11 protein-coding genes and 1 tRNA gene are annotated in these 12,102 nt (G+C 67.4%); 10 read left to right on the forward strand and 2 right to left on the reverse strand.

The window, feature by feature from the left end:
* From glpX to ACILRF_RS10215, 7 genes are all read left to right on the forward strand, one after another.
* A partial coding sequence (gene glpX / locus ACILRF_RS10185) for a class II fructose-bisphosphatase (protein ID WP_395672500.1) occupies positions 1–788 on the forward strand: 788 nt, incomplete at its 5' end.
* A gap of 97 nt (positions 789–885) precedes the next feature.
* Positions 886–2,688 carry a single-stranded-DNA-specific exonuclease RecJ gene (recJ, locus tag ACILRF_RS10190; RefSeq protein ID WP_395672502.1) on the forward strand — a complete coding sequence of 601 codons (1,803 nt, stop codon included), beginning with the start codon at positions 886–888 and terminating at the stop codon, positions 2,686–2,688.
* Positions 2,689–2,749: 61 nt separating this feature from the next.
* Positions 2,750–2,824 (forward strand) — tRNA-Glu (locus tag ACILRF_RS10195).
* Between the two features lie 143 nt (positions 2,825–2,967).
* Positions 2,968–3,573, forward strand: a complete 606-nt coding sequence (locus ACILRF_RS10200) for a cold-shock protein (protein WP_395672504.1) — start codon at positions 2,968–2,970, stop codon at positions 3,571–3,573.
* 23 nt (positions 3,574–3,596) lie between these two features.
* On the forward strand, positions 3,597–4,109 hold the full coding sequence (locus ACILRF_RS10205; protein WP_395672506.1) for a DUF192 domain-containing protein: 513 nt from the start codon (positions 3,597–3,599) through the stop codon (positions 4,107–4,109).
* Between the two features lie 167 nt (positions 4,110–4,276).
* A complete protein-coding gene (ald, locus tag ACILRF_RS10210) occupies positions 4,277–5,389 on the forward strand; it encodes an alanine dehydrogenase (protein ID WP_395672508.1) in 1,113 nt (370 codons plus the stop codon).
* A 130-nt stretch (positions 5,390–5,519) separates the two neighbouring features.
* Positions 5,520–6,284 carry a gamma-glutamyl-gamma-aminobutyrate hydrolase family protein gene (locus ACILRF_RS10215; protein ID WP_395672510.1) on the forward strand — a complete coding sequence of 255 codons (765 nt, stop codon included), beginning with the start codon at positions 5,520–5,522 and terminating at the stop codon, positions 6,282–6,284.
* On the opposite strand, the gene ACILRF_RS10220 is transcribed toward ACILRF_RS10215, so the two are convergent.
* A complete protein-coding gene (locus ACILRF_RS10220; RefSeq protein ID WP_395672512.1) occupies positions 6,281–6,964 on the reverse strand; it encodes a GntR family transcriptional regulator in 684 nt (227 codons plus the stop codon). The genes ACILRF_RS10215 and ACILRF_RS10220 overlap by 4 nt on opposite strands.
* 237 nt (positions 6,965–7,201) lie before the next feature.
* Here ACILRF_RS10220 and ACILRF_RS10225 point away from each other — a divergent pair, with 237 nt between their 5' ends.
* From ACILRF_RS10225 to ggt, 3 genes are read left to right on the forward strand one after another with little or no spacing between them, the layout of a single operon-like run.
* The gene (locus tag ACILRF_RS10225) at positions 7,202–8,698 is read left to right on the forward strand and encodes an aldehyde dehydrogenase (RefSeq protein WP_395672514.1); all 1,497 of its coding nucleotides are present in this window, start codon (positions 7,202–7,204) and stop codon (positions 8,696–8,698) included.
* Positions 8,699–8,706: 8 nt separating this feature from the next.
* On the forward strand, positions 8,707–10,086 hold the full coding sequence (locus ACILRF_RS10230) for a glutamine synthetase family protein (protein ID WP_395672516.1): 1,380 nt from the start codon (positions 8,707–8,709) through the stop codon (positions 10,084–10,086).
* Positions 10,087–10,117: 31 nt separating this feature from the next.
* A complete protein-coding gene (gene ggt / locus ACILRF_RS10235) occupies positions 10,118–11,842 on the forward strand; it encodes a gamma-glutamyltransferase (RefSeq protein ID WP_395672518.1) in 1,725 nt (574 codons plus the stop codon).
* A 71-nt stretch (positions 11,843–11,913) separates the two neighbouring features.
* Here the strand turns inward: ggt and ACILRF_RS10240 are convergent.
* Positions 11,914–12,102: hypothetical protein (locus ACILRF_RS10240; protein ID WP_395672520.1), on the reverse strand; the 189-nt coding region annotated here is incomplete at its 5' end.

The raw sequence follows: 12,102 nt of genomic DNA on the forward strand, positions 1-12,102 counted from the left end.
GCGAGATCGTCATCGGCGAGGGCGAGCGCGACGAGGCGCCGATGCTCTATATCGGCGAGAAGGTCGGCAAGGGCGGCAAGCTCAAGGTCGACATCGCGCTCGATCCGCTCGAAGGCACGACCCTGACGGCCAAGGCCATGGCGGGGGCCCTGGCGGTGATGGCCTGGGCGCCGCGCGGCTCGTTGCTGCAGGCGCCGGACACCTACATGGACAAGATCGCTTGCGGGCCCGGCTATCCGGCCGGCCTGATCGATCTTGACCGCACACCGGCCGAGAACGTCGCCGCCCTCGCTACGGCGAAGGGGGTCGATCCGTCGCAGATCACCGTCTGCGTGCTCGACCGTCCGCGGCACGCAGAGATCATCGCCAGCCTCCGTAGCGCCGGGGCGCGGGTCTACCTGATCAACGACGGCGACGTCGCCGGGGTGATCAACACCGCCGATCCCGAAACCGGCGTCGATCTGTACCTTGGGCTGGGCGGGGCGCCGGAGGGGGTGCTGGCCTGCGCGGCGCTGAAATGCGTCGGCGGGCAGTTCCAGGGGCGTTTGGTTTTCCGCAACGCCGACGAGCGGGCTCGCGCCGAGCGAATCGGCATCACTGACTTCGACAAGAAGTACGACCTGCACGAAATGGTCCGCGCCGAGGCGATCTTCGCTGCTACGGGCGTCACCAGCGGCGCCCTCCTGGATGGCGTCACTTTTGATCGCGGATTCGTGCGGACCCACACCCTGGTAATGAACTCGGCGACCCACACCGTGCGCGAAGTACGCATGAAGCGGCCGGTCTGACGCCTCACGACCGTTCCTGACGCCGCCTGCGGCTATCAGCACAAGGCGATATGCGGGCGACTCGTCCGATAATGGCCCGGAACGAACGGAGCTGACCTTGGCCGACGGCGGCGGCAACATCGACTATCTCGGCGTCTCGCGCTCGCTGTCCGGGCGACGCTGGCGCGAGCGTCCGGCCGACGCCGAGGCCGTGCGCACCCACCGCCTGGGTCTCGGCCTGGACGAGCCGCTGGCCCGCGCCGTGGCGGCTCGCGGCGTGGGCGGCGACGGCGGGGCCATCTACCTCAACCCCAGCCTGAAGGCGCAGTTTCCGGATCCCTCCAGCTTCGCCGACATGGATCTGGCGGCGCGGGTGCTCGTCGATGCCCTTGAACAGCGGCGGCGGATCGTCGTGTTCGCCGATTACGACGTCGACGGCGCCTCCTCGGCCGCCCAGCTCGTGCGCTGGTTCCGGGCGCTCGGCCATGAGCTGTCGATCTATGTGCCCGACCGCCTGAAGGAAGGCTACGGCCCGTCACCGGCCGCGTTCCGCCGGTTGAAGGCGGACGGCGCGGAACTGGTGGTCACCGTCGACTGCGGCGCAGCCGCCCACGACGCCCTGCAATGCGCCGCCGAAATCGGGCTCGAAGTCGTGGTGATCGACCATCACTTGATGCGACCCGGCGAGATCCCCAAGGTCGCCGCCCTGGTCAACCCCAACCGACCGGATTGCGGTTCCGGGCAGGGACACCTGGCGGCGGCCGGCGTCACCTTCGTCCTGCTGGCGGCGCTGAGCCGCGAGGCGCGGGGCAGGGGGCTCTTCGAGGGGCGGAGCGAGCCTGACCTGCGCAGTTGGCTGGACCTCGCGGCCATGGGTGCGATCTGCGACGTCACACAGCTCGTCGGCTTCAATCGCGCCCTGGCCGCGCAAGGCCTGAGGGTCATGAGTGGTTGGAGGAACCCGGGCCTGAAGGCCCTGCTCGATGTCGCCAAACACGCGCCGGGACCGGCCAGCGTCTTCCATGCCGGCTTCGTCCTTGGTCCGCGGATCAATGCAGGAGGGCGGATTGGTCGCTCCGACCTCGGCGCGCGACTGCTGGCCACCGACGATGAGGAAGAGGCGCTGGCCCTGGCGGGTGAACTCGACGCCCTCAACGCCGCCCGCAAGGAGGTGGAGCGCGAGGTGATCGAGGCGGCGGTCCGGGTCATCGAGCGCGAAAGCAACGCCGAGGATGCGCCATGCCTGGTGGTGGCTGCCGACGACTGGCACCCGGGCGTCATCGGCATCGTCGCCGGTAGGCTGCGTGAGCGCTACCGCAAACCGGTGATCGTCATCGGCGTGGATCGCGCCGCGGACGTCGGCAAGGGGTCCGGACGCTCCCAGCCGGGCGTGAACCTCGGACAGGCGGTCCAGGCGGCCTACGAGGCGGGCCTGCTGCTTGCCGGCGGCGGCCACGCCATGGCGGCCGGCCTGTCGGTGCGCCCGGCCTCGATCCCCGAACTGCGCGCCTTCCTGTGCGAGCGCTTGGCGGAAGAGGCGGGAATCGCGGCGGCGGAGGACGGGCTGGAGATCGACGCCCTGGTCACGACCGCCGGCTGCACCCGCGCCCTATGGCAGGACTTCCAGCGACTCGCCCCATTCGGCCCCGGCAATCCCGAACCGCTGTTCGCCGCCGCCGACGTCCGGATCGAGCGACCGATGGCTCTCAAGGGCGGGCACGTGCGCTGCACCCTGGTTGATTCGTCCGGCGGCAAACTCAAGGCTGTGGCGTGGCGTATGGCCGAAACGGAGGCCGGCCGGCGTCTGCTTTCCGAGGGCGGAGCGGTTCATGTCGTCGGTCGCCTGAAGCCCGATGACTGGCAGGGGCGCGAGAGCGTGGAACTCGAGATCGAGGATGTCGCGGACCCGCGGCGGATTTGATCTACGGCAGGGGCTTGCACCCCTCGGTGAAGGCTTATATAGAGCCCGCCTCGCGCCAAGCGGTCCCTTCGTCTATCGGTTAGGACGCCAGGTTTTCAACCTGGAGAGAGGGGTTCGACTCCCCTAGGGACTGCCAACGCGAGCCTCCCCCAGATCGTTGGATTACCTTTGCTTTGCGCCTGCGCGCGCAGAATTCCCGTTGACGCCGCCGTGATTAGGCGAACAGTGTTACGGTTGGCTCCAATCCGAGTGGTTGGGGGGTGTCGGGGCCGGGGGGCAATGACGGGGTTCGAGTTGGAAGGCGTGGATGCGGCCGCCGATGCGGTGCGGATCACGGGACGGGTCAAGTGGTTTGATGCCGGCAAGGGGTACGGGTTCATCGTCCCCGACGATCCTGGCCAGACCGACCTGAAGGACGTGCTCCTGCACGTAACCTCGCTTCGCAATTGCGGGCGCGACAACGCGCTGGAAGGCTCGGCGATCACCTGCGACGTCGTTCGCCGGCCCAAGGGCTGGCAAGTCGCCGAAGTCGTGGAGATCGACGAAAGTTGCGCCCCGCCGCCGGCCGAGCGGCGCAGCCGCGACGACGGCTTCCGCCGCGAACGCAGCTCCGGCTACGACGGCGGCCCGGTCATGAGCCGGCCCGCCCGCCCCGTTCTGGAGGCGGTGGGCCCGCTCGAGCGGGCCAAGGTCAAGTGGTTCAACCGCACAAAGGGCTACGGCTTTGTCGTCCGCGACGGCGAGCCAGGGGACATCTTCGTGCACATCGAGACCCTGCGCCGCTCGGGCATGGAAGATCTCCAGCCCGGCGAGGACGTGATGGTGCGCTTTGCCGAAGGCCCGAAAGGACTTGTCGTGGCCGAGATCGAGTCCACCTTAGACTGATCTCGAAGTCGCGGAGTCCACCGGTGTTCAGCTTCTCGTCGCGCCATTGGGCCGGGCTCTCGCTCGCTGCGGCCCTCGTTCCCGCTGGCGTGCAGGCCCAGGATATTCCACGACAGTCGCCCAACGCCTGCAAGGGCCAGGCCGAACTGCGACCCCTGCAACCGCTCCAAGTGGTGACCCCCAAGGGTCGCACGGCCCTCCAGGTCGAGTTCGCCGACAGCCCCGTCGAACGGCAGTACGGCCTGATGTGCCGCCGCAGCCTGGCGCCGGATCGCGGGATGCTGTTCGACTTTCAGCGGCCGCAGTTCCTCGCCTTCTGGATGCGCAACACCCTCATCCCCCTTGACATCGTCTACATTGGCGCGGACGGCCGGGTGGTTTCCGTTGTGGCCAATGCACGGCCCCTGGACGAGACGCCGCTGCCGTCGAACGGCCCGGCGAGGGCGGTTCTGGAACTCGCCGGTGGCCGGGCGGCGCAGCTCGGCCTCCTGCCGGGCGATCGCATCGTCCACCGGATTTTCTCGCAGAGGCGCTGAACCCTGGTGACCCACGAGCACCATATCGGGTAAGGAAGTCCTCTATGATCTCAGCATCCACCCTCTCATAAGGGCCCCGACGTCGCCACGGCCCGCGAGCTTGGTGGCGACAGGCATGCGCGAGCGCTAAAGCCTGAAAATTCAGAAGCAGATTCCGAGGAATTACGATGCGTATCGGTGTGCCTAAGGAGATTAAGCCTCAGGAGTATCGCGTGGGCCTGACGCCCGGCGCGGCCCGTGAGTACGTCGCGCGTGGCCACCAGGTGTTGGTTGAAACCAACGCCGGCGCGGGCATCGGGGCTTCCGACGAGGACTATAAAAAGGCTGGCGCCGAGATCGCCGCGAGCGCCGAAGAGGTCTTCGCCAAGGCCGAGATGATCGTGAAGGTGAAGGAGCCCCAGCCGTCGGAGTGGGTTCGCCTGCGCCCCGAGCAGATCCTCTTCACCTACCTGCACCTGGCTCCGGATCCGGAGCAGACCAAGGGCCTGATCGAGTCGGGTTGCACGGCCATCGCCTATGAGACGGTGACGGATTCGCGCGGCGCCCTGCCGCTGCTCGCGCCGATGAGCGAAGTGGCCGGCCGTCTGTCCATCGAGGCCGGCGCTGCGGCGCTGAAGCGCTACAACGGCGGCCGCGGCCTGCTGCTGGGCGGCGTCCCGGGCGTGGCTCCGGCGACGGTCGTCGTGATCGGCGGCGGCGTCGTCGGCACTCATGCGGCCCGCATGGCTGTCGGCCTCGGCGCCGACGTCGCGATCATCGATCAGTCGATCCCGCGCCTGCGTCAGCTCGACGAGATGTTCGATGGCCGGGTGCGCACGCGCTTCTCGACCATCGAGGCGATCGAGCAGGAAGTGTTCAACGCCGACGTCGTCGTGGGTGCGGTCCTCGTGCCGGGCGCGAGCGCGCCGAAGCTCGTCACCCGCGATATGCTGCCGAAGATGCGCCGTGGTTCGGTGCTCGTCGACGTCGCCATCGACCAGGGCGGCTGCTTTGAGACCTCGCACGCCACGACCCACCAGGACCCCACCTTCGAAGTGGACGGCGTGATCCATTACTGCGTTGCCAACATGCCCGGTTCGGTGCCGCTGACCTCGAGCTACGCGCTGAACAACGCCACCCTGCCGTTCGGCCTAGAGCTGGCGCAGAAGGGTCTCAAGGCCCTGGCCGACAATCCGCACCTGGTGAACGGCCTGAACGTGTTCCGCGGCAAGCTGACCAACGAGCCGGTCGCCCAAAGCCTCGGCCTCGAATACTCGGCGTTCAACGCCGCATCGGTCTAAGTTCACGATCACAGCGTCTGCGGCGGCGGCCAGGTCGCCGCCGCAGGTGTTGAACAGGTAAGCTGTTTTCCCATATCTAGGCGGCACAGCCGCGGTCGTGCGGTTGTGATCGCAGTCCGCAGGTCCTCCGATGTCCTCCGCCGCTCCCCTCCGTCCGGTTCTCGGGATCGCCTGCTGTACGCGGGACATGGGCGTGGAGACCGCCCAAGCGGTCATGACCCGCTACGTCGACGCCGCGATGCGCTACGCGGACGCGGCGGCCCTGCTGATCCCTGCGCTTCCTGGATTGATGCGCGCCGACGAGGTCGCTCCCCGCCTCGATGGCCTGCTGCTGACCGGAAGCCCCTCGAACCTGTCGCCAGCCCGCTATGGCCAGCCGGAGGCCGCCGCCACCGCACCGGGGCCGTTCGACGCCAACCGCGACGACACCACCTCGGCGCTGATCCGGGCGATGACCGCTCAGGGCAAGCCGGTTTTCGGGATCTGCCGGGGGCTCCAGGAACTGAACGTCGCCTTCGGGGGCACCCTGCGCCGGGACATGAACACCGCCGACGAGCTCCTGCGCCACCATGCACCTGACGATGTCGGCTTCGACGAAATGTTCGCCCACGAACACGAGGTCGAATTAAGCGACGGCGGCCTGCTGCGTCGCGCGACGGGAGAGGCCCGCATCACCGTCAATTCGGTCCATTTCCAGGGGATTGATCGCCTGGGCGAAGGCTTGACGGTGGAGGCGAGGGCACCCGACGGCGTCGTCGAGGCGTTCTCGACGACGGTCGGCTCGACGCCGGTTCTGGCCGTCCAATGGCACCCGGAATGGCGGCCAGCCGAAAACCCCCAGTCGCAGGCCTTCTTCCGCCTTCTTGGCCGCGCGATGCGGGGCGATCCGCTTTAAGTGACCACGTCGGTCTGTTGCCAGGCGCCGCCGCCGATCAGGCCCATACCGTCGCCGATATCCGAGGCGATCGCCTCGCGCAGGGCGTCGGCATCTTGCCGCTCTATCGCGTCGAGCGCGACTCGGTGCTGGTCCATCAGATTGGCGGTGCCGACACGGCCATAGACCACCCGCATGAACGGCCCGACTTGCAGCCAAAGGGTCTCGATGAGCCGGTTCAGGGTCGGTCGCTGGTTGGCCCGGTAGAGCGTGAAGTGGAACTCGAAATTGTTCTCGATGTAGGCGATCACGTTGCCTTCCTGCATGGCGGCGTCGAGAGCGGCGTCGTGATGGCGCAGGCGCTTCAGCAGTTGCGGCGTGATGTGAGGCAGGGCCTCGACCGCGGCCTGCGGCTCCAGCAGCAGCCGGCAGCCCAGCAGATCGGCGAACCGTTGCGGCGTCATCGCCGACACTTCGATCTTGCGCTTCGAGCGGATCTCGACCGCTCCCTCGGCGGCAAGTCGGCTCAGCGCCTGGCGGACGGGCATCTGGCTGACGCCGAGTTCCAGCGCCAGGCCACGGGTCGACAGGCCGACGCCGGGCACGATCCTACCGGTGATAAGACGATGACGAAGATCCTCGTAGATCGCAGCGTGCAGCGCCGGCTCTTCGTCCGTCGAATTTTCCTGAGTGTCGCGCATGGCGGAAGTTAGCGTCTTGCGAGCCTGTGCGCCGGAATCCACCCTATTCTCCCCGCCAAATCCTCCGTAACGGACCATAGGCGTCCTGCGAACGCAAGAAGCCCAAATGGTTGAATCGCCGCCGGTTATCGAGGGTCTGAGATCGCAGCCAGGCGCTCGATCTTCGCGCTCGGACCGCCGGGGGCCATCTCAGGAATAATCTTGGTTTTCGGTCGTGATCACAGTAGAGGGTCCGAAATGTACGTTTCCCCCGAACTCGACAAGCGTCTGGCCGCTCTGCAGGTCCCGTCGGCCGCGGTGATCGACGGCAAGCTCGTGCAGGCGCTAGACGGCGCCACCTTCGACGTCATCTCGCCGCGCAACGGCGCGCTGCTGAGCAAGGCGCCGGCCTGCGGCGTGCAGGACGTAGACCGCGCGGTCGCCGCGGCCCGAGCCGCCTTTGAAGACGGACGCTGGCGGGCCCAGGCCCCGCGGGACAAGAAGGCCGTTATGCTCCGCCTCGCGGAGCTGATGGAAGCCCACATCGACGAGCTCGCCCTGCTCGAATCTCTCGACAGCGGAAAGCCGATCGGCGACGCCCGCGGCGTCGACATGCGGCTCGCGATCCAGTCTGTGCGCTGGTACGCCGAGGCGCTGGACAAGGTCTACGGCGAAGTCGGCCCGTCGCCGGACAGCCGCTTCTCCTACGCCGTCCACGAGCCGCTTGGCGTCATCGGCGCCATCACGCCGTGGAACTTCCCGCTGCACATGGCGATGTGGAAGGTCGCTCCGGCCCTCGCCATGGGCAACAGCGTCGTCCTGAAGCCGGCCGAACAGGCGCCGCTGAGCTGCATGCGCGTCGCCGAACTGGCCCTGGAAGCGGGCCTGCCTCCCGGCGTCTTCAACGTCGTCACTGGCTTCGGCGTACCGGCCGGCGAGGCGCTGGCCCGCCACATGGACGTCGACATGATCGCCTTCACCGGCTCCGGCGGCGTCGGCCGCGCGCTGATGAAGTATTCAGGCGAAAGCAACCTCAAGCGCGTCAGCCTCGAGCTGGGCGGAAAGTCCCCGCAGATCGTCTTCGACGACTGCCCCGACCTCCAGGCTGCCGCCGAGGCCGCCGCCTGGGGCGTCTTCTTCAACCAGGGCGAGGTCTGCACCTCGGCCTCGCGGCTGCTGGTCCAGGAGACGATCAAGGACCGGTTCATCGACATGGTGGTCGAGGTGGCGCGGACCATTCAGGTCGGCGATCCCCTCGACCCGGCCACCCGCTACGGCGCCATGATCAGCGAGCGGCAGATGCAGACCGCATTGCGCTTCATCGACGAGACCCGCGCCGCGGGGCTCGAACCCCGGCTGGGCGGCAACCGCGTCATGGCTGAGACCGGCGGCTTCTATGTCGAGCCGACCATCTTCGAGAACGTCAAACCCGACTCGTTGCTGGCCCGCGAGGAGGTGTTCGGCCCGGTGCTCGGCGTCATGACCTTCAAGACTGCGGACGAGGCCCTGCGCCTCGCCAACGACACCATCTACGGCCTGGCCTCGGGGCTGTGGACTGCGGATCTCGACCGGGCCATGACCATGGCCAAGCGGCTGCGCGCCGGCCTGGTATGGGTCAACGGCTGGGACGCCTGCGACATCACCATGCCGTTCGGCGGCTTCAAACAGTCTGGCTTCGGCCGTGACCGCAGCCTGCATGCATTGCATAAATACGCCGACCTGAAGTCGGTGAGCTTCACCCTTCGTGCGAGTTGATCTGAGACATGAACGCCGTGAGCGGACCTGACGAGCTTGAGGCCTTCCTGGCCGCCCATCCGGAAATCACCTTCTTCGAGGTGCTGTTCACCGCCATGAGCGGCGTGCCGCGCGGCAAGCGCCTGCGCCGCCACGAGCTGCGCGGCGTCTTCGATTACGGCCGCTTCCTGCCCGGCTCGATCCTGGTGAACGACATCACCGGCCGCGACTGCGAGGATACGGGGTTGGTTTGGGAGGACGGCGACGCCGATCGTCTGGGCAAGCCGATCCCGGGCACGCTGGTCCCGGCGCCGTGGCTGGGCGATGATGTCGGCCAGGTGATGCTGTCGCTCTACGAACTGGATGGCCGCCCGAACGATCTCGATCCGCGCCACGTACTGAAGGGCGTGCTGGACCGGTTTGCCGCCGACGGCCTCACTCCGGTCGCCGCGGCCGAGCTGGAATACTACCTCGTCGACGCCAGGCGGACGCCCAGCGGCGGAATTCGCCTGCCGGCCTCGCGGTTCAGCGGCGAGCTGCCGCGCCTTCATCAGGTCTATGGTCTCCCGGAGATCGAAGAGAACGCGCCCTTCTTGCGCGACCTCTGGAAGGCCGCCGACGCCCAGGGCATTCCGCTCGAAGGCGCGATTTCCGAGTATGCGCCGGGTCAGCTCGAGCTGACCCTGAAGCACAAGGACGACGTCCTGCGCGCCTGCGACGACGCGGTGATGTACAAGCGCGCCGCCAAGGGCGTGGCCCTGACCCACGGCTGCGAGGCGACGTTCATGGCCAAGCCGTTCGCCGATCAGGCCGGCAGTGGCTTCCATATCCACGTCAGCTTCAACGACAAGGACGGCAAGAACGCCTGCGCCAGCGAGAACCCGGAGGGCTCGGACCTGCTGCGCTACGCGATCGGAGGCATGAAGCAACTGGTGGGCGAGGGGATGGCGATCTTCGCGCCCAACGCCAACTCCTACCGTCGGTTCAAGGCCAACTCCTACGCGCCGCAGGCCCCGACCTGGGGCGTCAACAACCGTACCGTCTCGCTGCGCGTGCCGGCCGGCCCGCCGCCGACGCGCCACGTGGAGCACCGGGTGGCGGGCGCCGACGCCAACCCGCACCTGGCGCTCGCCGCCGTCCTCGCCGCCGCCCACTACGGCATCACCAACAAGATCGATCCGGGCCCGGCCGTCGTCGGCGACGGCTATGCGGCCGCCAAGGAGTCGGGCGAGTACCTGCCGACCAACTGGTTCGCCGCGGTCGACCTCTTCGACAAGAGCGAGATCATGCGCGACTACCTCGGCTCGAGGTTCGTGGACATGTACACCTCGGTGAAGCGCACGGAACAGTCGCGCTTCTTCGAAGAGATTCCGGCTCAGGATTTCGACTGGTACCTGCGTAACGCCTGATCTTTTCCGGCGAGCGCGATTAGGGGTGGCTATGGGTAAGATCACGGCGGCCGTCGCCGCACTTTCGATGCTCGCCGGCGCGACCAGCGCCTGGAGCCAGGAGAGCTTCCGGTCGTTTCGGGGCGACCGCTCGGGTGGCTGGCTCGCGCAGTCGCGATCGGAGGTGGTGGCGCGGAACGGCATGGTCGCCACCAGCCAGCCGCTGGCCGCCCAGGCCGGGCTTGAGATCCTCAAGAAGGGCGGCAACGCCTTCGACGCCGCCGTCGCGGCGGCGGCGGTGCTCAACGTCGTCGAGCCCGGCGGGGCCGGAATCGGCGGCGACATGTTCGCCATCGCTTGGATCGCCAAGGAGAAGAAGCTCGTCGGCCTGAACGGCACGGGGAGGGCGGTGACCGGTTCGACCCCGGATTATTTCGCCTCGCGCAACATCAAGGAGATCGACTGGCGGAGCATCGATTCCGTCAGCGTGCCCGGCGCCGTCGACGGGTGGGACGCCCTGCTGAAGCGGGGCGGGACCATGACCTTCAAGCAAGTCCTCGAGCCGGCCGTCCGCATCGCGGACGAGGGGTTCGCGGTCTCCGAACGCATCCACTACGACTGGGAAGGCAACGTGGATGACCTGCGCAAGGACCCGGATTCCGCCAAGGCCTATCTGGTGAACGGCGAGGCGCCGGCCGCCTATTCGATCTTCCGCAACCCCGATCTCGCCAAGGCCTTCCGGGCTCTGCAGTCCAAGGGGCGCGACGCCTTCTACAAGGGAGAGATCGCCCGGGCGATCGTCGCCAAATCCCAGGCGCTCGGCGGTCGGATGACGATGGACGACCTGGCCAGGACCCAGGCCACCTGGGTCAATCCGATCTCCACCAACTACAAGGGCTTCGACGTCTACGAACTGCCGCCCAGCACCCAAGGCTTCGCGACGCTGGAGATGCTCAACATCGTCGAGGTCTGCGCCCCGCAGCTCGGCGTCGACCTGGCCAAGCTCGGCCATTCGTCGCCTTTGTATTGGCACTTCCTGATCGAGGCCAAGAAGATCGCCTATGCGGATCTGCACCGCTACAACGCCGATCCCGATTTCGCGAACGTCCCCGTCGATCGCCTGATCTCCAAGGCCTACGCCGGGACCCGTTGCAAGGACATCAGCCTGACCCGCGCCGCCCCCACGCCGGCCGCGGCCGAGCCGATGGGCGGCACCGTCTACATCTCCGCGGCCGACAAAGACGGCAACATGGTTTCGCTGATCTACAGCGTCTTCGAAGGTTTCGGCTCTGCGATCACGGTGCCCGGTTATGGGTTCGTGCTGAACGACCGGGCCAACCTGTTCTCCCTCGACCCGACCAGCCCGAACGCCATCGCCCCCGGAAAGCGGCCGTTCCAGACGCTGATTCCCGGCTTCGTCATGAAGGACGGGGAGCCACTCATGAGCTTTGGTCTGATGGGCGGGATCCAGCAGGCCCAGGGCCACGCTCAAGTTCTGATCAACATGATCGACCTAGGCGCCAATGTTCAGGCGGCCAGCGATGCGGCTCGCTTCAGCCACTTCCAGGACCGCAACACGGTCTGGCTCGAGGCCGAGCTCTTCCGAAATGTCGGCGGCGCCCTCAGCGCCATGGGCCATCGGGTCGTTCAGCGAGACGGCACGGAGATGGGCGGCTATCAGGCGATCATGCGAACGCTGGGTCGCACGGCAGCCCAGGGCCAGATCTACCGCGGCGGCTCGGATCACCGAAAAGACGGGCAAGCTGTCGGCTGGTAGCTGAGATCTCAGCGGCGGCTTGACGTAACGTCACTCTGTCGGCGGAAGCGGCAGCGACCGTCCACCGCGTATCAAAATCCAGGAATGCTCGAAAATCCGGCTGGTGCGAACTCGCCCGTCTGTGGCATACCGGTTGTGATCGCAGCCAACGACACGCTGCGACCCAAGACTTCGAGGACCCGATGACTGCTGTGATCCGCAACTACGACATTCCAGCCCTGCGGAAGATGGATGTCGACCACCACCTCGCGCCCCAGCAG

Source organism: Phenylobacterium sp., assembly GCF_044236515.1.
GTDB lineage: Bacteria > Pseudomonadota > Alphaproteobacteria > Caulobacterales > Caulobacteraceae > Phenylobacterium.

Bases quoted from the DNA above. Each gene is read 5' to 3' on its own strand.
- ACILRF_RS10230 (WP_395672516.1), top strand. From the start codon at position 8,707: ATGAACGCCGTGAGCGGACCTGACGAGCTTGAGGCCTTCCTGGCCGCC.
- ACILRF_RS10215 (WP_395672510.1), top strand. From the start codon at position 5,520: ATGTCCTCCGCCGCTCCCCTCCGTCCGGTTCTCGGGATCGCCTGCTGT.
- ACILRF_RS10225 (WP_395672514.1), top strand. From the start codon at position 7,202: ATGTACGTTTCCCCCGAACTCGACAAGCGTCTGGCCGCTCTGCAGGTC.
- ald (WP_395672508.1), top strand. From the start codon at position 4,277: ATGCGTATCGGTGTGCCTAAGGAGATTAAGCCTCAGGAGTATCGCGTG.
- ACILRF_RS10220 (WP_395672512.1), bottom strand. From the start codon at position 6,964: ATGCGCGACACTCAGGAAAATTCGACGGACGAAGAGCCGGCGCTGCAC.
- ACILRF_RS10200 (WP_395672504.1), top strand. From the start codon at position 2,968: ATGACGGGGTTCGAGTTGGAAGGCGTGGATGCGGCCGCCGATGCGGTG.
- ggt (WP_395672518.1), top strand. From the start codon at position 10,118: ATGGGTAAGATCACGGCGGCCGTCGCCGCACTTTCGATGCTCGCCGGC.